This window comes from Aquipuribacter hungaricus (assembly GCF_037860755.1).
In the GTDB taxonomy this organism is placed as follows: Bacteria; Actinomycetota; Actinomycetes; order Actinomycetales; family JBBAYJ01; genus Aquipuribacter; species Aquipuribacter hungaricus.
This window is the reverse complement of the sequence record NZ_JBBEOI010000012.1, coordinates 1-23,324: the sequence shown is the minus strand read 5'-3', so window position 1 is coordinate 23,324 and position 23,324 is coordinate 1. Positions and strand designations below refer to the sequence as shown.

General features: G+C 76.0%; 26 protein-coding genes. 13 read left to right on the top strand and 13 right to left on the bottom strand.

Features of this window, described 5'->3' with window-relative positions; translation table 11 throughout:
* The first annotated feature begins 8 nt into the window (after positions 1 to 8).
* Entirely contained in the window at positions 9 to 965 is a 957-nt protein-coding gene (locus tag WCS02_RS03665; RefSeq protein WP_340289890.1) for an alpha/beta fold hydrolase, read from the top strand.
* A gap of 19 nt (positions 966 to 984) precedes the next feature.
* Here WCS02_RS03665 and WCS02_RS03660 read toward each other — a convergent pair whose 3' ends face one another.
* Genes WCS02_RS03660 through fabG form a run of 3 tightly spaced genes read right to left on the bottom strand, consistent with a single transcriptional unit; the run spans position 985 to position 3,049 of the window.
* Complete coding sequence (locus tag WCS02_RS03660) at positions 985 to 1,518, bottom strand: SixA phosphatase family protein (protein ID WP_340289888.1); 534 nt, start codon at positions 1,516 to 1,518, stop codon at positions 985 to 987.
* A gap of 2 nt (positions 1,519 to 1,520) precedes the next feature.
* Positions 1,521 to 2,288: an enoyl-ACP reductase FabI gene (fabI, locus tag WCS02_RS03655; RefSeq protein ID WP_340289885.1), complete on the bottom strand. Its 768-nt coding sequence runs from the start codon at positions 2,286 to 2,288 to the stop codon at positions 1,521 to 1,523.
* Positions 2,289 to 2,323: 35 nt separating this feature from the next.
* A complete protein-coding gene (gene fabG / locus WCS02_RS03650) occupies positions 2,324 to 3,049 on the bottom strand; it encodes a 3-oxoacyl-ACP reductase FabG (protein WP_340289883.1) in 726 nt (241 codons plus the stop codon).
* A 194-nt stretch (positions 3,050 to 3,243) separates the two neighbouring features.
* Here fabG and WCS02_RS03645 point away from each other — a divergent pair, with 194 nt between their 5' ends.
* Genes WCS02_RS03645 through WCS02_RS03615 form a run of 7 tightly spaced genes read left to right on the top strand, consistent with a single transcriptional unit; the run spans position 3,244 to position 9,431 of the window.
* Positions 3,244 to 4,236, top strand: coding sequence for a quinone oxidoreductase family protein (locus tag WCS02_RS03645; protein ID WP_340289881.1), 993 nt, complete (start codon positions 3,244 to 3,246; stop codon positions 4,234 to 4,236).
* A 43-nt stretch (positions 4,237 to 4,279) separates the two neighbouring features.
* Positions 4,280 to 5,779 (top strand): TldD/PmbA family protein, encoded by a 1,500-nt coding sequence (locus WCS02_RS03640; protein ID WP_340289879.1) that lies wholly within the window; start codon positions 4,280 to 4,282, stop codon positions 5,777 to 5,779.
* Positions 5,776 to 7,200 carry a metallopeptidase TldD-related protein gene (locus tag WCS02_RS03635; RefSeq protein ID WP_340289877.1) on the top strand — a complete coding sequence of 475 codons (1,425 nt, stop codon included), beginning with the start codon at positions 5,776 to 5,778 and terminating at the stop codon, positions 7,198 to 7,200. Before WCS02_RS03640 ends, WCS02_RS03635 begins: the two co-directional genes overlap by 4 nt.
* 34 nt (positions 7,201 to 7,234) lie before the next feature.
* A complete protein-coding gene (locus WCS02_RS03630; RefSeq protein WP_340289875.1) occupies positions 7,235 to 7,579 on the top strand; it encodes a DUF3099 domain-containing protein in 345 nt (114 codons plus the stop codon).
* Position 7,580: 1 nt separating this feature from the next.
* Positions 7,581 to 7,826, top strand: coding sequence for a hypothetical protein (locus WCS02_RS03625; RefSeq protein WP_340289873.1), 246 nt, complete (start codon positions 7,581 to 7,583; stop codon positions 7,824 to 7,826).
* On the top strand, positions 7,823 to 8,620 hold the full coding sequence (locus WCS02_RS03620) for an SURF1 family cytochrome oxidase biogenesis protein (protein WP_340289871.1): 798 nt from the start codon (positions 7,823 to 7,825) through the stop codon (positions 8,618 to 8,620). The genes WCS02_RS03625 and WCS02_RS03620 overlap by 4 nt, the downstream gene beginning before the upstream one ends.
* Before the next feature lie 46 nt (positions 8,621 to 8,666).
* Complete coding sequence (locus WCS02_RS03615; protein WP_340289869.1) at positions 8,667 to 9,431, top strand: SDR family oxidoreductase; 765 nt, start codon at positions 8,667 to 8,669, stop codon at positions 9,429 to 9,431.
* Here WCS02_RS03615 and WCS02_RS03610 read toward each other — a convergent pair.
* The 4 genes from WCS02_RS03610 to abc-f all read right to left on the bottom strand — a co-directional run bounded on the left by WCS02_RS03610 (position 9,415) and on the right by abc-f (position 14,095).
* Entirely contained in the window at positions 9,415 to 11,403 is a 1,989-nt protein-coding gene (locus WCS02_RS03610; RefSeq protein WP_340289867.1) for an ABC transporter ATP-binding protein, read from the bottom strand. The two genes, WCS02_RS03615 and WCS02_RS03610, sit on opposite strands and share 17 nt — an antisense overlap.
* Positions 11,404 to 11,411: 8 nt before the next feature.
* Positions 11,412 to 12,212 (bottom strand): enoyl-CoA hydratase/isomerase family protein, encoded by an 801-nt coding sequence (locus WCS02_RS03605; protein ID WP_340289922.1) that lies wholly within the window; start codon positions 12,210 to 12,212, stop codon positions 11,412 to 11,414.
* Positions 12,209 to 12,430, bottom strand: a complete 222-nt coding sequence (locus WCS02_RS03600) for a helix-turn-helix domain-containing protein (RefSeq protein ID WP_340289920.1) — start codon at positions 12,428 to 12,430, stop codon at positions 12,209 to 12,211. Before WCS02_RS03600 ends, WCS02_RS03605 begins: the two co-directional genes overlap by 4 nt.
* 66 nt (positions 12,431 to 12,496) lie before the next feature.
* The gene (gene abc-f, locus WCS02_RS03595; protein WP_340289865.1) at positions 12,497 to 14,095 is read right to left on the bottom strand and encodes a ribosomal protection-like ABC-F family protein; all 1,599 of its coding nucleotides are present in this window, start codon (positions 14,093 to 14,095) and stop codon (positions 12,497 to 12,499) included.
* A gap of 75 nt (positions 14,096 to 14,170) precedes the next feature.
* Between abc-f and WCS02_RS03590 the strand changes: the two genes are divergently transcribed.
* The 4 genes from WCS02_RS03590 (at position 14,171) to WCS02_RS03575 (ending at position 17,382) form a co-directional block, all read left to right on the top strand.
* Positions 14,171 to 14,821, top strand: a complete 651-nt coding sequence (locus WCS02_RS03590) for a biotin transporter BioY (protein WP_340289863.1) — start codon at positions 14,171 to 14,173, stop codon at positions 14,819 to 14,821.
* The gene (locus WCS02_RS03585; RefSeq protein WP_340289918.1) at positions 14,818 to 15,525 is read left to right on the top strand and encodes an energy-coupling factor ABC transporter ATP-binding protein; all 708 of its coding nucleotides are present in this window, start codon (positions 14,818 to 14,820) and stop codon (positions 15,523 to 15,525) included. Before WCS02_RS03590 ends, WCS02_RS03585 begins: the two co-directional genes overlap by 4 nt.
* The gene (locus WCS02_RS03580; protein ID WP_340289860.1) at positions 15,522 to 16,172 is read left to right on the top strand and encodes a CbiQ family ECF transporter T component; all 651 of its coding nucleotides are present in this window, start codon (positions 15,522 to 15,524) and stop codon (positions 16,170 to 16,172) included. Before WCS02_RS03585 ends, WCS02_RS03580 begins: the two co-directional genes overlap by 4 nt.
* A gap of 124 nt (positions 16,173 to 16,296) precedes the next feature.
* Positions 16,297 to 17,382, top strand: coding sequence for a VldE C-terminal domain-containing protein (locus tag WCS02_RS03575; RefSeq protein ID WP_340289857.1), 1,086 nt, complete (start codon positions 16,297 to 16,299; stop codon positions 17,380 to 17,382).
* A gap of 48 nt (positions 17,383 to 17,430) precedes the next feature.
* On the opposite strand, the gene WCS02_RS03570 is transcribed toward WCS02_RS03575, so the two are convergent.
* The 6 genes from WCS02_RS03570 to WCS02_RS03545 are packed head-to-tail and all read right to left on the bottom strand — an operon-like array spanning position 17,431 to position 22,892.
* A complete protein-coding gene (locus tag WCS02_RS03570; RefSeq protein WP_340289855.1) occupies positions 17,431 to 18,099 on the bottom strand; it encodes an acVLRF1 family peptidyl-tRNA hydrolase in 669 nt (222 codons plus the stop codon).
* Positions 18,100 to 18,142: 43 nt separating this feature from the next.
* Positions 18,143 to 18,538: a metal-sulfur cluster assembly factor gene (locus WCS02_RS03565; protein WP_340289853.1), complete on the bottom strand. Its 396-nt coding sequence runs from the start codon at positions 18,536 to 18,538 to the stop codon at positions 18,143 to 18,145.
* 10 nt (positions 18,539 to 18,548) lie between these two features.
* The gene (gene sufC, locus WCS02_RS03560) at positions 18,549 to 19,307 is read right to left on the bottom strand and encodes a Fe-S cluster assembly ATPase SufC (RefSeq protein ID WP_340289851.1); all 759 of its coding nucleotides are present in this window, start codon (positions 19,305 to 19,307) and stop codon (positions 18,549 to 18,551) included.
* Complete coding sequence (gene sufD / locus WCS02_RS03555) at positions 19,304 to 20,698, bottom strand: Fe-S cluster assembly protein SufD (RefSeq protein WP_340289849.1); 1,395 nt, start codon at positions 20,696 to 20,698, stop codon at positions 19,304 to 19,306. The genes sufC and sufD overlap by 4 nt, the downstream gene beginning before the upstream one ends.
* A complete protein-coding gene (sufB, locus tag WCS02_RS03550; RefSeq protein WP_340289846.1) occupies positions 20,695 to 22,137 on the bottom strand; it encodes a Fe-S cluster assembly protein SufB in 1,443 nt (480 codons plus the stop codon). Before sufB ends, sufD begins: the two co-directional genes overlap by 4 nt.
* A complete protein-coding gene (locus WCS02_RS03545; RefSeq protein ID WP_340289843.1) occupies positions 22,134 to 22,892 on the bottom strand; it encodes a helix-turn-helix transcriptional regulator in 759 nt (252 codons plus the stop codon). The genes sufB and WCS02_RS03545 overlap by 4 nt, the downstream gene beginning before the upstream one ends.
* 61 nt (positions 22,893 to 22,953) lie before the next feature.
* Between WCS02_RS03545 and WCS02_RS03540 the strand changes: the two genes are divergently transcribed.
* A partial coding sequence (locus tag WCS02_RS03540) for an ATP-binding cassette domain-containing protein (RefSeq protein WP_340289841.1) occupies positions 22,954 to 23,324 on the top strand: 371 nt, incomplete at its 3' end.

Here is a 23,324-nt window from a genome sequence, read left to right as displayed (position 1 = left end):
TGGGCGGGGTGAGCCCGCCGGCGTCCCCCCGCCCGTCGTGGCCGGCGCGTGCCACCGCGGTCGTCAGCGGCCGCGCCTACCGGCGGGACGCGGCCGCGGCAGCACGGCGGCTGGCGCACCCGGACGTGCCGCTGCACGACCTGGACATCGCCGGCACGACGGTGCGGTGGGCGCGGTACGGGCAGGGGCCCCCGGTCCTCGTCCTGCACGGCAGCGGCGGCGGCTGGGACCAGGGGGTCGACTGGGCGCGCCGCCGGCTCGGCCCCGGGCACGACGTGCTCGCCGTGTCGCGGGCCGGCTACCCCGGCTCCGGGGTCCCGGCCGACCCGTCCACCCGCGGCCAGTCCGCCGTGCTGGCCGGGCTGCTCGACGCGCTGGGCCTGGACCGGGTGGACGTCGTCGCCCTCAGCGCCGGCTCGGCGACCGCGCTCCGGTTCGCCGGCGAGCACCCGGAGCGCGTGCGCTCCCTGCTCCTGGAGTCCCCGCTGCTCCCGACCGCGGGCCGCGCACCGCTGCCGCCGGTGGCTCTGGTGCGCCTGCTCGCCCGGGCCGAGCCGCTGGTGTGGGCGATGACCGCCTCCCCCGCGCTGGTGGGGCTGGCGGCAGGGGCACGGCCCCGCGACCTCGACCCGGCCGCCCGCGCGGAGCTGGCCGCGGTCAACGACACGCTGCTGCCGCTGGCGCCCAGGGCCCGCGGGCTGGTGCTGGACGCCGTGCAGGCGCGTGAGCTGCTGGCCGGCGACGTGCCCGTCGACCGGGTCGTCGCCCCGACCCTGGTCCTCAACGCTGCCGCCGCCGTCCTGGCCCCGCACGCCGACGCCGCGGCGTTCGCGGCCCGGCTGCCGCGCGGCCGGCTCGTCGAGCCCGAGGGCGGCGGCCACGTGCTCGTCGGCCACGTCGAGGAGCTGCGTGCCCTGGTGGCCGGGCACCTGTCCGACCCCGGCGACGCGGGGCCCTCAGGCTGACGCGCGCGCGGACCGGCCCTCAGGGCCGGGGCACGACCACGCGCGACAGGACGAGCCCGCCGAGCGGGGTGTCCGACCACGGCAGCCGGGTCCGCAGGACGACGACGCCGGCGGTCGGGAACCGGTCGCCCAGACCGGCGATCTCCTCCGGGTCCGACGTCGCGGGGTCGGCGAGGGTGCGTGCCAGCGTGGACAGGCCCGGCTCGTGCCCCACGACGGCGACGGTGTGCGCGTCCCCGCCGGTCTCGCGCACGAGCTCCAGCACGGTGTCGGCGTCGCCGTTGTAGAGCCGGCGGTCGACGTGGACCTCGGGCCGCGCGTCCCCCAGCGCCTGCGACGCGAGCGCCCAGGTCCGCGCGGTGCGCTCGGCCGGCGAGACGAGGACGACGTCGGGGACGAACCGCTCGCGCACGAGCCACGAGCCCAGCGCCTCGGCGTCGTGCTCCCCGCGCTCGGTCAGCGGCCGGTCGACGTCCGCCACCCCGTCGGGGTAGCCCGCCTTGGCGTGTCGGACGACGAGCAGCCGGCGCGAGCCCCGGCGGACCTCGGCCACCGTCAGACGCCCATCGCGTGGACGCCGCCGTCCACGTGGACGATCTCCGCGGTCGTCGCGGGGAACCAGTCCGACAGCAGCGCGCAGCAGGCCCGGGCGGTCGGCTCGGGGTCGGTGACGTCCCAGCCGAGCGGGGCGCGCTCGGCCCAGGTCGCCTCCACGGCGTCCAGGCCCGGGATCGACGTCGCCGCGGTGGTGCGGAGCGGGCCGGCGGCGACGAGGTTGACCCGGACGCCCTCGGGGCCGAGGTCGCGCGCCAGGTACCGGGCGGTGGACTCGAAGGCGGCCTTGGCCACGCCCATCCAGTCGTACACCGGCCAGGCGACCGTCGCGTCGAAGGTGAGGCCGACGACGCTGGAGCCCGGGCGCAGCAGCGGGCGCGAGGCGACGGCGAGCGCCTTGAGGGAGTAGGCGGACACGTGGACCGCGGTCGCCACGTCCTCCCACGAGGTCTGGAGGAAGTTGCCGCCGAGCGCGGTCTGCGGCGCGAAGCCGATGGAGTGCAGCACCCCGTCCAGGTGGTCCACGTGCTCGCCCACCCGCGCCGCGAGGGTGTCCAGGTGCTCGGTGTCGGTGACGTCGAGCTCGACGACCGGCGCCGGCTTCGGCAGGCGCCGGGCGATGGCCTGCGTGATCTTCATCATCCGGCCGAACGAGGACAGCACGACCGTGGCGCCCTCGTCCTGCGCCAGGCGCGCGACGTGGAACGCGATCGAGTTGTCCTTGAGGACGCCGGTGACCAGCAGCTGCTTGCCGTCGAGCAGACCCATGACGTGCTCCTTCTCCGTCGCGCCCGGGGCGGGCGTCAGTGACCCATGCCGAGGCCGCCGTCGACCGGCACCACGGCGCCGCTGACGTAGCCGGCCTGCTCCGAGACCAGGAACGAGACCGCGGCCGCCACGTCGTCGACCGCGCCGAAGCGGCCGGCGGGGATCGCCTGCAGGTACGTCGCCTGGCGGGCCTCGTCCAGCGAGGCCGTCATGTCGGTGCCGATGAAGCCGGGCGCCACGACGTTGACGGTGATGCCGCGCCCGCCGAGCTCGCGGGTGACCGAGCGGGCGAGCCCCACGAGACCGGCCTTGGAGGCCGCGTAGTTGGCCTGGCCGGGGCCGCCGTACAGCCCCACCACGGACCCCACGAGCACGACCCGGCCGTAGCGGGCCCGGATCATGCCGGTGCTCGCGCGCTTGAGGACGCGCCAGGCACCGGCGAGGTTGGTGTCGACGACCGAGCCGAACTCCTCCTCGCCCATCCGCATGAGCAGGCCGTCGGAGGTGATGCCGGCGTTGGCGACGAGCACGTGGACCGGTCCGGCGGCGGCCTCGGCCTCGGTGAACGCGGCGTCGACGGAGGCGGGGTCGGTGACGTCGCACGCCACGACCCGCAGGCCGGCGGGGGCGTCGTCGCCCAGGGTGCCCGAGCGGGAGGTGACGGTGACGTCGTAGCCGTCGGCGAGCAGGCGGGCGGCGACGCCCAGCCCGATCCCCCGGTTCCCCCCCGTGACGAGGGCGTGGCGCGACGTCGCTGGCATGGCCGTGACGCTAGCCGATCACCGGGAGGGGCGGCTGCGGACGACGCCCGGCCGGCACGGACCGGTCGGTGCGGGCCGGTCGCGGGGGCAGGCGCGGGCACGCACGATCGCCGTGGCGTGACCCTGCGTCGCCGGGGTCCCCGGGCGGAGCACCGCCGACGGTCGCGCCGCCCCCGGCCGGTTATGGTCCCCGGGTGCGTGCGGTGGTGGTGCAGCGGTTCGGCGGGCCCGAGGTCCTCGTCGAGGCCGAGGTGCCGGACCCCGTCGCCGGCCCGGGCGAGGTGCTCGTCCGCGTCGAGGTCGTCGGCGTCAACTACGCCGACACCCACACGACGGAGAACACCTACCTCGCCCCGCAGCAGCTGCCGCTCGTGCCGGGCGCGGAGGTCGTCGGCCGGGTCGTCGCGTGCGGCGCGGGGACCGACGCCGGGCTGCTCGGGCGCCGGGTCGTGGCGCTGGTGCCGACCGGCGGCTACGCCGAGCTGGCCGTGTGCCCGGTCGACAGCACCGTCGAGATCGGCGAGGACCTGCCCGGCGCGGACGCCTGCGCGCTGGTCCTCCAGGGCGTCACCGCCTGGCACCTGCTGCGGACCTCGACCCGGATGGCGCCCGGCGAGAGCGTCGTCGTGCACAGCGCGGCCGGCGGCGTCGGCACGGTCGCGGTGCAGCTGGCCGCCCGCTGGCACGCCGGCCGGGTCATCGCCTCGGCCTCGACGCCGGACAAGCGCTCCCTGGCCGCCGACCTGGGCGCGGACGTCGTCGTCGACGCGGCCGCCGCCGCCGAGGCCGGCGCCGGCGCGGTCCGCGACCTGCTCATGTCCGCCAACGACGGCGAGTGCGTCGACGTCGTGCTGGAGATGACCGGCGGCGACGTCTTCAACGGCTCGTACCTGGCGCTGGCCCCGCTGGGGCGGCTCGTGGTGTTCGGCATGGCCTCGCGCCGGGCCGGCCGGAGCATCCCCCCGGTGGACCTCATGGCCACCTCGCGGACCGTCGCGGGCTTCTGGCTGCAGGCGGCGCTGGCGCACGGCGGGCTCCGCGCGGCCATGGACGAGCTGCTGTCGATGACGCGCGCCGGGCTGCTGCGGCCCGTGCTCGGCGGGGAGTACGCGCTGGCGGACGCCCGGCTGGCCCACGAGGACCTCCGCGCCCGCCGCACGGTCGGCAAGCTCGTCCTGCGCCCCTGACGCGGGTGTGCCCGCGGGGCCCGGACCTCGTACGGTGCCGCGTGTGAGCACCCCCCGAGACGTCGACGCCGACTTCCTCGCCCTGCCCCTGGACGCCCTCGCGGACGCGGCCCTGCAGGTGGCCCGCGACGCCGGCGCGGCGTACGCGGCCGTGCGCGTCCAGCAGGTCCGCGAGACGGTCGTCCGGGTGCGCGACCGGGCGGTCGAGGGCACGAGCGACGTCACCGAGGCCGGTCTGTCGGTCCGGGTCGTCCTCGACGGGGCCTGGGGCTTCGCGGCCACCGGCAGCCTGGACCCCGGCGCCGCGGCCCGCACCGCCGCCCTCGCGGTCCGCAGCGCCCGGGTCGCCCGCCCGCTCGTGCTCCGCCCGGTGGAGCTCGCGCCCGTGCCGGTGCAGCAGGGGACCTGGGTGTCCTCCTACGAGCAGGACCCGTTCGACGTGCCCGCCGACGAGCAGGCGGGCCTGCTGCTCGGCTGGGGCGAGCAGGTCCTCGCCTCCGGCGCCGCGCACGCCGAGGCCGAGTCCTGGTGCGTCAAGGAGCAGAAGTTCTACGCCGACCTCGACGGCGGCCGCACCGTGCAGCAGCGGGTCCGGATGCACCCGGGGGTCACCGCGGTCGTCGTCGCCGACGACGGCCGGGTCGACACCGTCCGCTCGCTCGCCCCGCCGGTGGGGCGAGGCTGGGAGCACATGGTCGGTCCCGGCGCGCCGCTGCCGCTGGAGGTGCCGGGCCTCGCCGCGCTCGCGCGGGAGAAGCTCGCCGCCCCGTCGGTCGAGCCCGGCCGCTACGACCTCGTCATCGCCCCCAGCCAGCTGTGGCTGACCATCCACGAGTCGGTGGCCCACGCCACCGAGCTGGACCGCGCCCTGGGCTACGAGGCCGCGTACGCCGGCACGTCGTTCGCGACGCCGGACCAGCTCGGCAGCCGCCGCTACGGCAGCGACCTCATGACCGTCACCGGCGACCGGGTCGTCGAGCACGGGCTGTCGACGGTCGGCTGGGACGACGAGGGCGTCCCGGCGCAGACCTGGGACATCGTCCGCGACGGCGTCCACGTCGGCTACCAGCTGGACCGGGCGATGGCGGCCGAGCGCGGCGAGACCTCCAACGGCTGCGCCTACGCCGACACCCCGGTCTCCGCGCCGCTGCAGCGGATGCCCAACGTCAGCCTGGCCGCCGACCCGGACGGCCCGGACCTCGACGGGCTCGTCGCCGGGGTCGAGGACGGCATCCTCGTCACCGGGGACCGGTCCTGGTCCATCGACATGCAGCGCTTCAACTTCCAGTTCACCGCCCAGACGTTCCACCGGATCCGGTCCGGGCGCGTCGAGGGCATGCTCCGCGACGTGGCCTACCAGGCGTCCACGCCGGACTTCTGGTCGCGCCTGGCCGCGGTGGGCGGCCCGTCGACGTGGTCGCTCGAGGGAGCGCTCAACTGCGGCAAGGGCCAGCCCGGCCAGGCCGCCCCCGTCAGCCACGGCTGCCCCGCCGTCGTCGTCCAGGGCGTCTCCGTCCTCAACACCGAGCAGGAGGGCGCATGAGCGCCACGCACCCCCAGCCGTCCGGTCCCCGGGCCGACGTCCGGGTCGAGGACCTGGTGGACGCCGCGCTGGAGGCGGGTGCCGCGGCCGACGACGTCGTCGTCGTGGTGCGCCGCGACGACGCCACCAACCTCCGGTGGGCCGCCAACCAGCTCACCACCACGGGCACCACGTCGACGACGTCGGTGGGCGTCGTCGTGGTCCGGGACCTCGAGCAGGGCCGGGCCTACGGCGGCCTCACCCGGCAGGTGCAGGACGTGGCGGGCGTCCGCCGGCTCGTGGCCGACGCCGCGGCGGCCGCCGCCCGCGCCGAGGCGGCGGAGGACGCCGCGCCGCTCGTGCCCGGTCCCGTGTCCGCGGGCTTCGGGGAGGAGCCGGACGAGGCGTCGCCCGAGCGGCTCGCCGGCACCGCCCGCGACCTCGGGGAGCTGTTCGCGCGGTCCCAGGCCGAGGGCCGGGAGATGTTCGGCTTCGCCGAGCACACCACCACGACCACGTGGACCGCGACGAGCGCCGGCACCCGGCACCGGGCGGTCGAGCCGTACGGGACCGTCGAGCTCAACGGCAAGAGCCACGACCGCACCCGCTCGGCGTGGGCGGGCACGGGCAGCCGCGAGCCCGCCGACGTCGACGTGCCCGCGCTGGCCGCCGAGGTCGTCCAGGGCCTGGAGTGGCAGGCGAGCAGGGTGGACGTCGCCCCCGGCCGCCACCGGGTCGTCCTCACCCCGTCGGCGACGGCGGACGTGCTCGGCTCGTGGCTGTTCGGCGCCGACGCCCGCACCGCGGCCGACGGCCGGGGCGTGTTCGCCCGGCCCGGCGGCGGGACCCGTCTCGGCGAGCGGCTCACCGACGTCCGGCTGACCGTGCGGGACGACCCCGCCCACCCCGTGCTCGGCACGAGCGACGTCGTCGCCGCGACGAGCACCGACGCCTTCTCCTCGGTGTTCGACACCGGCCTGGCGGTCCCCGGCACGCGGTACCTCGACGCCGGCGTGCTCGGCGGCCTGGTCTCCAGCCGGCACACCGCCGCCCTGGCCGGCGTGCCGGTCGCGCCGTGGGCGGGCAACCTCCTCGTCGACCTCGAGGGCGGTGCGGGCAGCACCGCCGACCTGGTCGCCGGCATGGGGGACGGGCTGCTCGTCACCTGCCTCTGGTACGTCCGCACCGTCGACGAGCAGACCATGCTCGTCACCGGTCTCACCCGCGACGGGGTGTACGTCGTCCGCGGCGGCGAGGTCGTGGGCGCGACGTCCAACTTCCGGTTCAACGACTCCCCCGCCGCCATGCTCGGGCGGGTCCGCGGGGCCGGCGCGCCGCAGGTCTGCCTGCCCCGCGAGCTCGGGGACTACCTGCCCAGGGCCCAGGCGCCGGCGCTGCTGGTCGACGGCTTCCACCTGTCGTCGGTGAGCGAGGCCTCCTGAGGCCCGCCCGGGCGCCCGGACGTACCATCGGACGGTGACGGAGCAGCCGCACGACCCGCAGCGCCAGCCCCGGCTCGTCCAGGTCGAGGTGGTGCAGAGCATCACCTCCGCGCGCGCCCCGCACAGCGAGGACGTCGCCCGGCGGATGAAGGCGTACGCGGTCAGCATGGGCGTGCGCACCCTGTGCGTCATCGGTCTGGTCGTCGTCTTCCCGCACTGGAGCGCCTGGCTGTTCGTCCCCGGCGCCGTCGTCCTGCCCTACGTGGCCGTGCTGCTGGCCAACGCCGGGCGCGAGCGGTCCCCGTCCGCCCCGGCGACCGTCGTCCTGCCGCCGTCGAACCTTCCCGTCCTGCGGACCACCCGCGACGACGCCGCCTGACGTGGCGCTCCTGCCCGGCGAGGCCGAGGACGAGGCCCGCTGCAGCTCCAAGGGTTGCCCCGCCGACGCGGTCTGGGCGCTGGTGTGGAACAACCCGCGGCTGCACACCCCCGACCGGCGCAAGACCTGGCTGGCCTGCGACGAGCACCGGGTGACCCTGGCGGACTTCCTCACCGCCCGCGGGTTCCTGCGCGACGTGGTGCCGGTCGCGGAGGCCCCGGTCGACCCCGGCCCGCCCCGGCTGTGACCCGGGCGCTGCGCGACCCGCGCTGGCTCGGCGGCCTCGCCGTGGCGGTCGTGTTCGCGGTGGTGTGCGTGCTGCTCGCCCAGTGGCAGCTGGACCGGCGGGTGCAGCGGGCCGGGCACAACGCCGCGGTGCTGGAGAACTACGACGCCGCGCCCGTCGGGCTGGCCGACGCCCTGGCCGCCCTGCCCGCGGCGGGACCGACGCCGGAGCAGCAGTGGACGCCGGTGCGCCTCGCCGGGCGCTACGACCCCGAGGGCACGGTCCTGGTCCGCAACCGGCCGCAGAGCGACACCAACGGCTACCAGGTCGCCGTCCCCTTCGACACCCGGCTGCCGGGCGGGGAGGACCTGCGCGTCCTGCTCGTGCGCGGCTTCGTGCCGTCCGGCTCCGAGGCCGACGGGCCGGCGTCCCTGCCGCCGCCCCCGGCCGGCGAGGTCGAGGTGGTGGCCCGGCTGCGCAGCGGCGAGAGCCCGGCCACCCGCTCCGCGCCCGCCGGGCAGACCTACCGGCTCGACCTGCCGGCCCTGCTGGCGGACGGCGGCCCGGCGCTGGAGACCGCCTACGGCGTCGTGGCGACCGAGGACGGGTCGCCGCCGGCGGGCATGGCCACCATCGCGCGCCCGGACACCGACCCCGGGCCGCACCTGGCGTACGGCGTGCAGTGGTACCTGTTCGCGCTCACCGGGCTCGTCATCTGGGGCGTGCTGGCCCGGCGCCACGGCATCGAGGGGCGCCTGGAGCGGGAGCAGGGCCGGGCCCCGCGCGACGAATGGGTGTACGAGCCCGGCCGATGACCCCGGGTGCTGGGTCGCGTGACGCTGCGTAGGTCATAGTGACGGCATGGACTGTGGGCTCGAAGGGCGCGTGTACCTGGTCACCGGCGGCTCGAGCGGTCTCGGTCTCGCCACCGCCCGCCAGCTCCTCGACGAGGGGGCCAAGGTCGTCCTCTGCGCGCGCGACGAGGCCAGGCTCGAGGCGGCCGTCACGTCGCTCGGCGACGGCACCTCCGTCATGGCGATCCCCGGCGACCTCGCCGACCCCTCGACGTCCGGCCGGCTCGTCGCCAGCGCCAACGCCCGCTTCGGCCGCCTCGACGGCGCGGTCGTCAGCGTCGGCGGGCCGCCCGCGGTACGCAGCTACGAGGCCACCGACGAGCAGTGGCGCGCGTCGTTCGAGTCGGTGTTCCTCGGCTCGGTGCGGCTCACCACGGCGGTCGCCCGCAGCGCCGGCTTCGAGGGCGGCGCCGTCGTCCTCGTGCTGTCGACGTCGGTGCGCGCGCCGCTGACCGGCCTGGGGATCAGCAACGGCCTGCGCCCCGGCCTGGCCATGGTCGCCAAGGAGCTCGCCGACGAGCTCGGCCCGCTGGGCGTCCGGGTCAACGTCGTGCTGCCCGGCCGCTTCGACACCGCCCGGATCCGCGAGATCGAGGAGGCCAGCGGCGACGCCGAGCAGGCCCGCGCCGCGTTCGAGGCGTCGGTCCCGCTGCGCCGGATCGGGATGCCCGAGGAGTTCGCCCGCGTGGCGACCTTCCTGGTCTCCCCCGCCGCGTCCTACGTGACGGGGACCGCGGTCACCGTCGACGGCGGGCTCACGCGCTCCCCGTGAGCGCCTGGTCCGCCACGGCGAGCCCGGTACCGGTGCCGCCCGCGTCGAGGCGAGTCGCGCCGGAGGGGCCGTCGTCCAGCAGGTCGGCCGCGGTGACCTCGGCGACGCCGCCGCCGCCGAGCTGCTGGGTCCGGTACAGCCGGGCGTAGAGCCCGTCCCGGGCGAGCAGCTCGGTGTGGGTGCCCTGCTCGGCGACCCGGCCGTCCTCGAGGACGACGACCAGGTCGGCGTCGCGGACGGTGCTCAGGCGGTGGGCGACGACCAGCGCCGTCCTGCCCGCGAGCGTGCGCCGCAGCGCCTCCTGCACCGCCGCCTCGGACCGGGAGTCCAGGTGCGCGGTGGCCTCGTCGAGGACGACGACGCCGGGGTCGCGCAGCAGCAGCCGGGCGATGGCGATGCGCTGCTTCTCGCCGCCGGACAGGCGGTGACCGCGGTCGCCCACGAGCGTGTCGAGGCCGTCGGGCAGCGCCCGGACGAGGTCGAGCACCTGGGCGTCGGCGAGCGCCTGGAAGAGCCGCTCGTCGGAGGCCTCGGGGTCGGCGTAGCGCAGGTTGGCGCGCAGCGTGTCGTGGAACAGGTGGGCGTCCTGGCTGACCACGCCCACCGCCTGGCGCAGCGAGGTGGTGGCGACCTGCCGGACGTCGGTGCCGCCGAGCAGCACGCGGCCCTCGGTGGCGTCGTGCAGCCGCGAGACCAGCCCGGTGAGGGTGGTCTTGCCCGCCCCGGAGGGCCCGACCAGGGCCACCGTGCTGCCGGCTGGGACGACGAGGTCGATGTCCTCCAGCGCAGGCCGGTCGCCCTGGCTGTCGAGGGCGCCGGGCGCCTCGAGCGAGGGCAGCGACACCTCGCTGGCGCTGGGGTAGCGGAAGCTCACGTGGTCCAGCCGCAGCTCCAGCGGGCCCGCGGGCAGCCGCACCGGGTGCTCGGCCTCGCGCACGAGCGGCGGCAGGTCGAGCACCTCGAAGACGCGCTCGAAGGACACCACGGCGGTCATGACGTCGATCCGGACGTTGCTCAGCGCGGTCAGCGGGCCGTAGAGCCGGCCGAGCAGCGCGGCCAGGGCGAGCAGGGTCCCGACGCTCAGCTGGCCGGAGATCGCCAGCAGGCCGCCCGCGCCGTAGGTGAGCGCCGTGGCCAGCGCGGCGACCAGGGCCAGCGCGACGACGAAGAACCGGTTGGCCATCGCGATCCGGATGCCGACGTCGCGCACCCGCTGGGCGCGCTCGGCGTACTCGCGGCTCTCCGTGGCCGGCACGCCGAGCAGGCGGACCAGCAGGGCCCCGCCGACGTTGAACCGCTCGGTCATCCGGTTGCCGAGGTCGGCGTTGAGGGCGAACGACTCGCGGGTGAGCGCCTGGAGCCGGCGACCGACGAACTGCGCGGGGACCAGGAACACCGGCACGAGCAGCAGCGAGGCCAGGGTGATCTGCCAGGACAGGGTGAGCATGACGACGACCACGGCCACGACGCTCACGACGTTGCTGACGACGCCGGACAGCACGGTGGTGAAGGCCCGCTGCGCCCCGATGACGTCGTTGTTGAGCCGGCTGACCAGCGACCCGGTCTGGGTGCGGGTGAAGAACGCGATGGGCTGGGACTGCACGTGGGCGAACACCTGCGTGCGCAGGTCGTAGATGAGCCCCTCCCCGATCCGGCTGCTCAGCCAGCGCAGGACGAGCGTGACGACGGCCTCCGCGAGGGCGACGACGACGGACACCACCGCGAGGGCGAGCACGAGCCGTCGGTCGGCGTTGGCGACGCCGTCGTCCACCAGGCGCTGCAGGAGCAGCGGGGTGACGACGACGAGGCCGGCGGACATGCCGGTGAGGACGAGGAAGACGACCACGGCGACCCGGTACCGGGCGGCGTAGGACAGGATGCGGTGCCACGTGCCGCGGTCGACCGCCCGCTTGGCGACGGAGGGGTCCCGGGCATAGCTGCGCGCGGCCCGCATGCCGCCTGGAGGATTCATCACCGACGTCAACGCGCCGGGGGGCCCGTGGCTTCCGGGGGGCCGGGCGGACCGCCCAGCAGCGGCAGCAGACGGGCCTGCGCCTCGCGCTCGAGCCGCTCCTGCTCCGCCGCCGGCCGGGCGCCCGCGCCCCGCAGCAGGTCCAGCGTCTCCCGCACCGACGCCTCGGGCGCGGCCAGCACCGCGCCGAGCAGGTCCTCGGTGGCCTGTCCGAGCTCGGCCGCGGGCACGACGGCCCGCACCAGGCCCAGGCGCAGCGCCTCCTGGGCGCCCACGGTCCGGCCGGTGAGGCAGATCTCCAGCGCGGCCTGCTCCCCCACCGCGCGCACCAGCGGCCCGGTGCCGGCCAGGTCCGGCACGAGGCCCATCCCGGTCTCGGCCATCCGGAAGGCGGCGTCGTCGGCGGCGAGGCGGACGTCGCAGGCCAGCGCCAGCTGGAACCCCGCCCCGACGGCCGCACCGTGCACCGCGGCGACGCTCAGCACGCCGGGGCGTCGCCAGCACGTGAACGCGGCCTGGAAGGTGCGCACCTGCTCGGCCACCTCGTCGGCGGGCCGGCGGCCGAGACCGGCGAGCAGCGGCGCCGCGGAGCGGTCCAGCCCCGAGGAGAACGCCCGCCCGGTCCCCCGCAGCACGACCGCGCGCGTGCCCGCCGGCAGGTCCGCGGCGGCCTGCTTCAGCGCGGCCCACGTCGCAGGGGTCTGCGCGCCCAGCGTGCGGGGCCCGGACAGCGCGACGTGGACGACCCCGCCGGGGTGGTGCTCGACGAGGACCTGCGTGGCCCGGTCGTCCGGGCCGTCGGTGCTCAGGAGCCGGTGGTGGCCGCGCGGCCCCGGGTGGCCCCGCCGCGCCCGCGCAGCGTCACGGCGGACTCGCTGAGCACCCGGTGCACGAAGCCGTAGGACCGGCCGGTGCTCTCCGCGAGCGCCCTGATGCTGGCCCCGCCCTCGTACTCGCTGACCAGCCGGGCGGCGAGCTCGTCCCGCTCCGCCCCGGTCAGCCGTGCGCCCTTCTTGATCTCCGCCACGAGCCCTCCACAGTCCGGATGCCGCCATCGTGGTCCGGTGCCGGCGCGCGCGCCACCGGAGGCGCCTCAGGCGAGGGCGACCAGCTCGCGGTAGTCCGCGCCCCACATGTCCTCGTCGCCGTCGGGCAGCAGGAGCACCCGCTCGGGCTCGAGGGCGTCGACCGCGCCCTCGTCGTGCGTGACGAGGACCACCGCGCCGGCGTACCCGCGCAGCGCCTGGAGCACCTCGTCGCGGCTGGCCGGGTCGAGGTTGTTCGTGGGCTCGTCGAGCAGCAGGACGTTCGCGCCGCTGACGACCAGGGTGGCCAGCGCGAGCCGTGTCTTCTCCCCGCCGGACAGCACCTTCGCCGGCTTGGAGACGTCGTCGCCGGAGAACAGGAACGACCCGAGCACCGTGCGGACCCGGGTGTCGTCGAGGTCCGGCGCCGCGGAGCGCATGTTCTCCAGCACGGTGCGCTCCGGGTCGAGCGTCTCGTGCTCCTGGGCGTAGTAGCCCAGCCGCAGGCCGTGGCCGGGGACGACCTCGCCGGAGTCCGGGGTCTCGGTGCCCGACAGCAGCCGCAGCAGCGTGGTCTTGCCCGCGCCGTTGAGCCCGAGGACGACGACCCGGCTGCCCCGGTCGATGGCCAGCGAGACGTCGGTGAAGACCTCGAGCGAGCCGTAGGAGCGGCTGAGCCCCTCCGCGGTGAGCGGGACGCGGCCGCAGGGCACGGGGTCGGGGAAGCGCAGCGCGGCGACCTTGTCGGCGCGGCGGGTCTCCTCCAGGCCGTCGAGCAGACGCTCGGCCCGCTTGGCCATGTTCTGGGCCGCGACGGCCTTGGTGGCGGTCGCCTTCATCTTCAGCGCCTGGGCGTGCAGGTGCGACGCCTTCTTCTCGGCGTTCTGCCGCTCGCGCTTGCGGCGGCGCTCGTCCTGCTCGCGCTGGGTGAGGTACGCCTTCCAGCCCATGGAGTACACGTCGAGCACCGACCGGGTGGCGTCGAGGTGGACGACCTGGGTGACGGTGGCCTCGAGCAGCGCCGTGTCGTGGCTGATGACCACGAAGCCCCCGGGCCAGGTCGACAGCCGCTCGCGCAGCCACACGATCGAGTCCGCGTCGAGGTGGTTGGTGGGCTCGTCGAGCAGCAGGGTGTCCGCGCCGGAGAACAGGATCCGGGCCAGCTCGACCCGCCGCCGCTGCCCGCCGGACAGCGTGCCGATGGGCTGGCCGAGGACGCGCTCGTCCAGGCCGAGGTTGCCGGCGATCCGCTCGGCCTCGGACTCCGCCGCCCAGCCGCCCAGGGCGTCGAACTCGGCGTCGGCGCGGGCCCAGCGGGACATGGCCTTCTCGCGGACGGCCTCGTCGCCCTCGGCCATCTCGCGCTCGGCCTTGCGCAGCCGCGCCGCGACGGTGTCCATGCCGCGGGCGGCGAGGATGCGGGCACGGGCGAGCTGCTCGAGGTCCCCGGTGCGGGGGTCCTGCGGCAGGTAGCCGATGGTCCCGGTCCGGGTGACGGAGCCCGACGCGGGGGCGGCCTCCCCGGCGATGACCTTGGTGAGCGTGGTCTTGCCGGCGCCGTTGCGGCCGACGAGACCGACGCGGTCGCCGTCGCCCACGCGGAAGGTGGCGCCGGACACGAGGAGGCGGGCGCCTGCGCGCAGCTCGACGTCGGAGACGGAGATCATGCGCGGGAGCGGGGGGCAGGAGAGGTCAGCACGGCTGTTCGATCCTAGTGCCAGCCGGGCAGTACCTTTCCCGTCGTGACCCCCTCCCCCGCCCCGGCCTCCCACGACGACGCCTCCGACGGTCTCGGCACGGGTGCCGGCGCCGGTCGCGACGTGGCCCTGGTGGCGGTGTTCGCCGCGCTCGTCGTGGTGCTCGCCCTGGTCCCCGCCGTCCCCGTCGGGGCCGCCGGGGTCCCGATCAGCCTGCAGACGCTCGGGGTGATGCTGGCGGCGCTCGTGCTCGGGCCGTGGCGCGGGCTCGCGGCCGTCGCGGTGTACGTGGCGCTCGGGGCGGCCGGGCTGCCCGTGTTCGCCCAGGGCGCCGCCGGCCTCGGCGTCCTCGCCGGCCCCACGGCGGGCTACATCTTCGGCTGGCTGCCGGGCTCCGTGGTCACCGGAGTCGTCGCGCTGCTCGCGGTGCGCCGCACCCGCGGCCGCCTGCCGCTGCTCATCCTCGCCGGCGCGCTCGGCGGGGTCGTCGTCACCTACCTGGGCGGCTGGCTCGGACTGGTCCTGCTCGCCGGCCTGTCGCCGGTCGAGGCGGTCGTCGCCGGCGTGCTCCCCTACCTGCCGGGCGACGGCGTCAAGGTCGTGCTCGCCGCGTTCGTCGCGGCCAGCGTCCACCGTGCCTTCCCGGACATCCTCGTGCGCCGGGCCGCCCCCGCCGAGCCGGCGACCGCGCGCTGAGCCCCTGGGCGACGTTCGACCGGGTCGGCCTGCGGGTCGACGGCGTCGACGTCCTGCGGGGGGTCAGCGTCGCCCTCGGCGAGCGGCGGGTCGCGCTGGTCGGGGCCAACGGCTCGGGCAAGTCGACGCTGCTGCGCTGCCTCAACGCCCTCGCCCGGCCCACCACCGGCCGGGTGCTGCTCGACCTGCCGGGCCTGCCCGGCCCCGTCGACCCCGCCCGCGACCACGCCGCCGCGCGGGCGGCCGTCGGCTTCGTGTTCACCGACCCCGACGCCCAGGTGGTCATGCCGACCCCCGCGGAGGACGTCGCCCTGTCGCTGCGGCGGTTGCGTCTGCCGGTGCCCGAGCGGGACGCCCGGGTCCGCGCCGCCCTGGCGCACGTCGGGCTCACCGACCGGGCCGACGTCAGCGTCCACGACCTGTCGAGCGGGCAGCGGCAGCTCCTGGCCGTGGCCGCCGTGCTCGCCACCTCGCCGCGGCTGCTGGTGATGGACGAGCCGACGACGCTGCTCGACCTGCGCAACAGCCGGCTGCTCCGCCGCACCGTCGAGGCGGTCGAGGTGCCCGTGGTGGTAGCCACCCATGACCTGGACCTGGCCGCGTCGTGCGACCGGGTGCTCGTCGTCGACGGCGGGCGGGTGGTCGCCGACGACGCCCCCGGGCCCGCCCTGGCCGCCTACCGCGCGCTGCTGGACGACGCGTGAGGCGCCCGTCGCTGGTCCCCGCCCACCGGCCCGGCCGCACCCTGCTGCACCGCCTCCCGGCCGGCTGGGCGCTGCTCGTCCTCGCGGTGGCAGCCGTGCTCGTCGTCGGCGTGCGGTCGTCCGGCCCGCCGGGCGCCCTGGCCCTGCTGGTGGGCGGGGCCTGCCTGGTGGCGGCCCTGGCCGGGCACGCCTGGGCGCGCACCCCGCCGGGCGTCGTCGTGGGCACCGTCCGGCGCCTGGCCCTGCCGCTGGTCGTGCTCGCCGGCTACCAGCTGCTCACCTCGGGCCCGGTGCGCGGCGCGGAGGTGGTCCTCGACCTGGGCGGGCTCGTGCTGCTGGCCGGGCTGGTCACCGTGACCACGCCGACCGACCGGCTGCTGGACACCGTGGCCCGCGCGGTCGCCCCGCTGCGCCTGGTGCCGGGGCTGCGCGGGCACCTGCACCCGGACCGGGTGGCGCTCACCCTCACCCTGGCGCTGCGCAGCGTCGACGTGCTGTGGGACGTCGCGGCGCAGGCCCGGGACGCGGCGCGCGCACGGGGCCGCGGGCGGGACGTCCGGGCCCTCGTCACGCCCACCGTCGTCCGGGCGGTGGCCCACGCCCGGGCCACGGGCGACGCCCTCGCCGCCCGCGGCCTGGTCGACTGATCCGGTATGGGCGTGATAGGACCCACCCTGGGCGGCGTGTCGTCTTGACTCAGGCGCGGGCCAGTCCCTGCCGATGGACACGTGACCTGACCGTGACCAGACGACCCCCGCCAGGAAGACGATGATGCCGACACCGACGTCCCGCCCCGCCCTCACCGCCCCGACGGGCACCCGCCCGAGCGGCCTCGCCCGGCGCCTCGGACCGGTCCTCCGCCTCGCGGTGGCCGCCGTCCTCGCCGCCGGCTCCCTCGTGGCCGTGGCCGCGCCCGCCAGCGCCGCACCCGTGCCGCCGGTCCCGTTCGCCACCGCCCCCGACGCCCCGTCGGGCTACCAGGGCCAGGTGTCGTGCAGCGGCACGGAGACCCCCGGCGCCGCCGCGCTGCGGGACCTGCTGAAGGCCGCGTACGGCCGCGCCAACGCGGGCGGCACCGTCCGCGCCTGCGGCCAGGGCGGCACGAGCGAGCACAAGGAGGGCCGCGCGTACGACTGGATGCTCAACGCGGGGGTCCCCGCCGAGAAGGCCCTCGCCGACTCGTTCCTCGCCTGGCTCGTCGGGCCGGACGCGCAGGGCGTGGCCGGCGGCAACGCCCGCCGCCTCGGCGTGCAGTACGTCATCTGGAACCGCCAGACCTGGCAGTCCTGGAACGGGAAGTGGAAGGCGTACACCGGCGCCAGCCCCCACACCGACCACGTCCACATCTCGCTGTCCTGGGACGGCGCCTACAAGCGGACCTCCTGGTGGACCGGCAGCGCCGTCACCCAGGTCGACCGCGGCCCGTGCGTCACGCACACCGGCGAGCTCGCCCCGGCCTACACCGGTCCGAACTACAGCCCCTGCCCCCCGCCCGGCACCCGCGGCACCCTCGCCAACGGCCCCGGCATGTACCCCGGCCAGGCGCTGCCCACCGGCGCGGCCCTCACCTCCCCGCGCGGCGGCATGGCCGCCGTGATGCAGGCCGACGGCAACTTCGTCGTCTACGCCCCGGGCTCGCGCCCGGTGTGGAGCACCCGCACCCACGGCAACCCCGCCGCGCGCATGGTCATGCAGGCCGACGGCAACCTCGTCGTCTACGCCTCCGGCAACCGGCCGGTGTGGAGCTCCGGGACCTCCGCCAACCCGAGCGCCCGGCTCGTCCTGCAGGACGACGGCAACCTCGTCGTCTACCGCTCGGACAACCGGGCGCTCTGGGCCAGCGGCTCGCGCGCCTGACGCCGCACCCTCGCAGCGCACCCTCACCGCGCACACGACGCCCCGGGCCTAGCCCGGGGCGTCGTGCACCGTGACGCGCAGCGCGAGCACGCGCGACGCCGCCGCCTCCAGGTCCACCCGGCGCGGCTCCCCCACCTCGAGAGGCCCCAGCCGGGGCCAGCCCTCGGCGACGGTGGGCGCGAGGACCACGTCGGCCAGTGCCCGGTCCCCGCCCACGACGACGGCGTCCGGCGCGGCACCCGACGGCAGCCCCGCCGCGACGTCGAGCACGCGGGCGACCGCCGAGGACGCGTCGTCGGCGAGCTTGCCCGCCTGCCCGCTGCGGCGGCGGGCGTAGCGCTGCTGGGACCAGCCGCCGGCGGCGGTCGTGCCCTGGACGTAGCGCCGGCCCGAGCTGCCGGACAGGACGCTGCCGTCGCGGACCACGCCGACGGTCCAGCCGCCCCGGCGGACCAGGCACACCAGCAGGGTGCGGGGCGCCGCCGCGAGGGCGGCCAGGTCGTCGGCCGCGGCCCCGACGTCGTCGACGGGACCGTCCGGCCGCCCGGCGGGCGGGTCGAGCAGGGCGACGTGCGCGAGCGAGCCGTCCTCGCCGCGCAGGTCGAGGCCCGCGGGCGTGGACAGGACCGCCACCGCGCCCCCGCGGGCGTCGGTGTAGCGCGCCACCCAGCCGGGCAGGCGGCGCGGCTCGACCTCGAGGAACCGGCTCGCGCTCACCGCGCGGGCCGGTCCTCGGGGTCGGGCACCCGTGCCGTCCGGGTCAGACGTTGAACGACAGGGCGCGCAGCTGCTCGCGGCCGTCGTCGGTGATCTTCTCGGGGCCCCACGGCGGCATCCACACCCAGTTGATGGTCGCCGAGGCGGCCAGCGGGGCGAGGGCGTTGCGGGTCTGGTCCTCGATGACGTCCGTGAGCGGGCACGCCGCGCTCGTCAGGGTCATGTCGAGGACGACGTTGCGCTGCGGGTCGACGTGGATGCCGTAGACCAGTCCGAGGTCGACGACGTTGATCCCCAGCTCGGGGTCGACGACGTCGCGCATGGCCTCCTCGACGTCCGCCGCGTCGACGGGCGGGCCGGCGACGGGCGCGTCACCGGGGACCACGACCGCGGAGGTCTCGGCGGGCTCGGTGGTGGGGACTGCTGGCTGCTCGCTCATCGGGTCTCCCTCAGGCGTTCGTGGTGACGAAGCGGTCGTAGCCCTCGTTCTCGAGCCGGTCGGCCAGCTCGGGCCCGCCCTGCTCGGCGACGCGGCCGTCCACGAAGACGTGGACGAAGTCGGGGCGGATGTACTTGAGGATGCGGGTGTAGTGCGTGATGAGCAGCAGCCCCAGGCCGGTGTCGGCCTTGATGGTGTTGACGCCCTCGGACACCACGCGCAGCGCGTCCACGTCCAGGCCGGAGTCGGTCTCGTCCATGATCGCGAGCTTCGGCTGCAGGAGCTTCATCTGCAGGATCTCGTGGCGCTTCTTCTCGCCGCCGGAGAAGCCCTCGTTGACGTTGCGGCCCGCGAAGGCCGGGTCCATCTTGAGGCTGCCCATGGCCTCCCTGACGTCCTTGACCCAGTGGCGCAGCACGGGGGCCTCGCCGGACACCTCGGTCTTGGCGGTGCGGAGGAAGTTGCTCACGCTCACGCCGGGGACCTCGACCGGGTACTGCATGGCCAGGAACAGGCCGGCGCGGGCGCGCTCGTCCACGCTCATCGCCAGGACGTCCTCGCCGTCCAGCGTCACGCTGCCGCTGGTCACCGTGTACTTGGGGTGACCGGCGACGGAGTAGGCCAGCGTCGACTTGCCCGAGCCGTTCGGGCCCATGATCGCGTGGGTCTCCCCGGAGCGGACCGTGAGGTCGACGCCCTTGAGGATCTCCTTGGCCTCGCCGTCGGCGGTGACGCTGACGTGCAGGTCGCGGATCTCGAGCGTGGTCATGCGGTGGTCTCCTCGGTGGCGCTCAGGGGGGTCGTGGCGGTGCTCGTGCTCATCGGCTCGTCGGCCAGGGCGGCGTCGGACAGCCGCTGCTCGACGACACCGAGCAGGCGCTCCTCGACGTCGTCGATGCCGATCTGCTGGAGGATCTCGGCGAAGAAGCCGCGGACCACCAGGCGGCGGGCCACCAGGGGGCGGACGCCGCGGGCCTGCAGGTAGAACAGCTGCTCGTCGTCGAACCGGCCGGTGGCGCTGGCGTGGCCGGCGCCCTCGATCTGTCCGGTCTCGATCTCGAGGTTGGGCACGGAGTCGGCGCGCGCCCCCTCGGTGAGGACGAGGTTGCGGTTGAGCTCGTAGGTGTCGATGCCCTCGGCCTCCTTGCGGATCAGCACGTCGCCGATCCACACGGTGTGCGCGTCCTGGCCCTGCAGCGCGCCCTTGTAGACCACGTTGCTCCGGCAGGCCGGGGCGGAGTGGTCGACGAACAGGCGGTGCTCCAGGTGCTGGCCCGCGTCGGCGAAGTAGACGCCGAAGCATTCCGAGCTCGCACCCGGGCCGGTGTACTCGACGTTGACGTCGAGGCGGACGAGGTCGCCGCCGAGGCTGACGGCGATGTGGCGGAACGTGGAGTCCCGGCCGAGGACCGCGTCGTGCTGGCCGACGTGCGTCGCGGTGCGGTCCCACGACTGCAGCGACACGACCGTGACGTTCGCGGAGTCGCCGACGCGGATGCCGACGGTGCCGGCGAACTGCGCGTCGCCGGTGTGGTCGACGACGACGGTGACCTTGGAGAAGGCGCCGACGTCGACGACGAGGTCGACGGACCCGCGCCCGCCCGTGCCGACGAGGTCGACGTGGACGGGCTCCGCGACGACGGCCTCTGAGGCCACGCGCACCGTGCGGCGGACCCCGGCGGAGGCCTGCGCGACGACGGCGACCCGGTCGCCGGGGCGCGCGACCGCGCCCGACGGCTCGTGGTCGACGACGGTGACCGCGGGGTCGTCGGTGCGGACGGTGACGCCGACGGACCCGGGGCCCTCGGAGGGCTCGAACAGCTCCCGCACCTTGTCCAGCGGGGTGAAGCGCCACTCCTCCTCGCGCCCGGTCGGGACGGCGAAGTCGCCGACCTCGCGGGAGCGGGCCCGGTCGGCGCGGCTCACGTCGGGGACCGTGGAGTCGGTGTACGAGCGCACGACCGCGAGCGCCGCCTCGACGGGCTCGGGCGACGTGGGCTCGGTGGGGTCCACCTGGCCCGGCGTGGTCGCCGCCGGGCGCAGGCCGTTGCCGCCGTGCTCCGGGCCGGGGGTCAGGTCCACGGCGGCGTCGGCCTCGACGCCGGTGCCGTGCTCCCCCGTCCGGTCGGTGCCGGTCTGGTCAGTGGTGCTCGTCGTCACCCGACGGCCCCTTCCATCTGCAGCTCGATGAGCTTGTTCAGCTCGAGGGCGTACTCCATGGGCAGCTCGCGGGCGACCGGCTCGATGAAGCCGCGGACGATCATCGCCATGGCCTCGCTCTCCGGCATGCCGCGCGACATGAGGTAGAAGAGCTGGTCCTCGGACACCTTGGAGACCGTGGCCTCGTGGCCCATCCGCACGTCGTCCTCGCGGACGTCGACGTAGGGGTAGGTGTCGGAGCGGCTGATGGTGTCCACCAGCAGGGCGTCGCACAGCACGTTGCTCGCGCTGTGGTGGGCGCCCTCGAGCACCTGGACCAGACCGCGGTAGGAGGTCCGGCCGCCGCCGCGCGCGATCGACTTGGAGACGATCGAGCTCGACGTGTAGGGCGCGGCGTGGACCATCTTGGCGCCGGCGTCCTGGTGCTGGCCCTCGCCGGCCATGGCGATGGACAGGGTCTCGCCGCGGGCGTGCTCGCCCATGAGGAAGACCGCCGGGTACTTCATCGTCACCTTGGAGCCGATGTTGCCGTCGATCCACTCCATGGTGGCGCCGGCCTCGGCGACCGCGCGCTTGGTGACGAGGTTGTACACGTTGTTCGACCAGTTCTGGATGGTCGTGTAGCGGACGCGGGCGCCCTTCTTCACGACGATCTCCACGACCGCGGAGTGCAGCGAGTCGGACTGGTAGATCGGGGCGGTGCAGCCCTCGACGTAGTGCACGTACGAGCCCTCGTCGGCGATGATCAGCGTCCGCTCGAACTGGCCCATGTTCTCGGTGTTGATCCGGAAGTAGGCCTGGAGCGGGATCTCGACGTGGACGCCCGGCGGGACGTAGATGAACGAGCCGCCCGACCAGACGGCGGAGTTCAGCGCGGCGAACTTGTTGTCCCCGACGGGGATGACCGAGCCGAAGTACTCGCGGAAGAGCTCCGGGTGCTCCTTGAGCGCGGTGTCGGTGTCGAGGAAGACGACGCCCTGCTTCTCGAGCTCCTCGTTGATCTTGTGGTAGACCACCTCGGACTCGTACTGGGCGGCGACGCCGGAGACGAGACGCTGCTTCTCGGCCTCGGGGATGCCCAGGCGGTCGTACGTCGCGCGGATCTCCTCGGGGAGCTCCTCCCACGAGCCGGCCTGCTGCTCGGTGGACTTGACGAAGTACTTGATGTTGTCGAAGTCGATGCCCGACAGGTCGGAGCCCCACGTCGGCATGGGCTTGCGCCCGAACAGGGACAGGCCCTTGAGGCGGAGCTTGAGCATCCACTCGGGCTCGCCCTTGCGGGAGGAGATGTCGCGGACGACCTCTTCGTTCAGGCCGCGGCGGGCGGTCTCGCCGGCCGTGTCCGAGTCGGACCAGCCGAACTGGTAGCGGCCGAGGGCGTCGAGCTGCTCGGCCTGCGTGGGGGCGGCGGTCTCGGGGGTCACGGGGGTCGTCGTCATGACGGGTCCTTCCTGACGTTCGGGGTGGGGACGAACGTGGTGCACACGTGCTCGCCGTGGGCGATGGTGGCCAGGCGCTGGACGTGGACGCCCAGCAGCGAGGAGAAGGCGCGGGTCTCGGCGTCGCAGAGCTGCGGGTACCGCGCGGCGACCGCGTGCACAGGACAGTGTCCCTGACACAGCTGGACGCCGCCGACCGGGGCGGCCGACCCCGGGCGGGGGGCGACCGGGGACACCGCGACGGTCCGGGCGCTGGCCGCGAACCCGTCGGCGGACAGCTGGCGGGCCAGCTCCTTGGCCCGCTCGCGCGGGTCGGGGCCGGCCGCCTCGACGGCCGGGGCGTACCGCGAGGCGAGCTCGCCGAAGCGGCGCTCGGCGAAGTCGCGGACCGCCTGGTCGCCCAGGGTCTCGTGCAGGTAGTCCATGGCGGAGACCGCGAACGCGTCGTAGTCACCCCTCCCGGCGCCCTGGCCGCGCTCGGTGGCGACGAAGACGCGGGCGGGCCGGCCGCGGCGGCCGGTGACCGGGGCGGTGCGCGGCTCGAGGAGGCCGTCCTCGACGAGGGCCTCGAGGTGGCGGCGGACGGCCGCGGGCGTGACCCCGAGGCGGGTGGCGAGCGAGGCCGCGGACACCGGGCCGTGCTCGAGGACGGCGGCGAACACCCGGTCACGGGGGCCCTGCTCGCGGGCCGGCTGCTGCCGGGCCGCCTCCCCGTGGGTCCGCCCGGCCGTGGCCGGGTCGTGGGCTATTTGCACACCCCGAGTATGACGTAAATGCGCGCCGTTGGCGAACCGGCCGGCTCGTACGATCAGGCCTGTGACAGCCTCCCGGGTGCCCCCCGCGACCAGGTCGTCGGGAGCCCCGTCGCGGGCGCCCGGCGCGGCGGGGACGGCGCCGGTCGAGGTCGTCGGGCTGCGCCGGACGCACCCCGCCCGGCCCCGCCCCGTGGTGGCCGTCGACGGCGTCGACCTGCGGGTCGCCGCGGGCGAGGTCGTCGCGCTGTGCGGGCCGAACGGTGCGGGCAAGACCTCGCTGCTGGACTGCGTGAGCGGCATGCGCCGCCCCGACGGCGGCACGGTGCGGGTGGTCGGCGTCGACCCCTACCGGGCCGGGCCGGCCACGCGCGCCCGGGTCGGCGTGGTGCTGCCCGACCTCGGGCTGCCGGCCGCCGCGCCGGCCCGCGCGGT

Bases quoted from the DNA above. Each gene is read 5' to 3' on its own strand.
- abc-f (WP_340289865.1), bottom strand. From the start codon at position 14,095: ATGATCTCCGTCTCCGACGTCGAGCTGCGCGCAGGCGCCCGCCTCCTC.
- sufB (WP_340289846.1), bottom strand. From the start codon at position 22,137: ATGACGACGACCCCCGTGACCCCCGAGACCGCCGCCCCCACGCAGGCC.
- sufC (WP_340289851.1), bottom strand. From the start codon at position 19,307: ATGACCACGCTCGAGATCCGCGACCTGCACGTCAGCGTCACCGCCGAC.
- WCS02_RS03635 (WP_340289877.1), top strand. From the start codon at position 5,776: ATGAGCGCCACGCACCCCCAGCCGTCCGGTCCCCGGGCCGACGTCCGG.
- fabI (WP_340289885.1), bottom strand. From the start codon at position 2,288: ATGGGTCTGCTCGACGGCAAGCAGCTGCTGGTCACCGGCGTCCTCAAG.
- WCS02_RS03610 (WP_340289867.1), bottom strand. From the start codon at position 11,403: ATGAATCCTCCAGGCGGCATGCGGGCCGCGCGCAGCTATGCCCGGGAC.
- WCS02_RS03615 (WP_340289869.1), top strand. From the start codon at position 8,667: ATGGACTGTGGGCTCGAAGGGCGCGTGTACCTGGTCACCGGCGGCTCG.
- WCS02_RS03565 (WP_340289853.1), bottom strand. From the start codon at position 18,538: ATGAGCGAGCAGCCAGCAGTCCCCACCACCGAGCCCGCCGAGACCTCC.
- fabG (WP_340289883.1), bottom strand. From the start codon at position 3,049: ATGCCAGCGACGTCGCGCCACGCCCTCGTCACGGGGGGGAACCGGGGG.
- WCS02_RS03575 (WP_340289857.1), top strand. From the start codon at position 16,297: ATGCCGACACCGACGTCCCGCCCCGCCCTCACCGCCCCGACGGGCACC.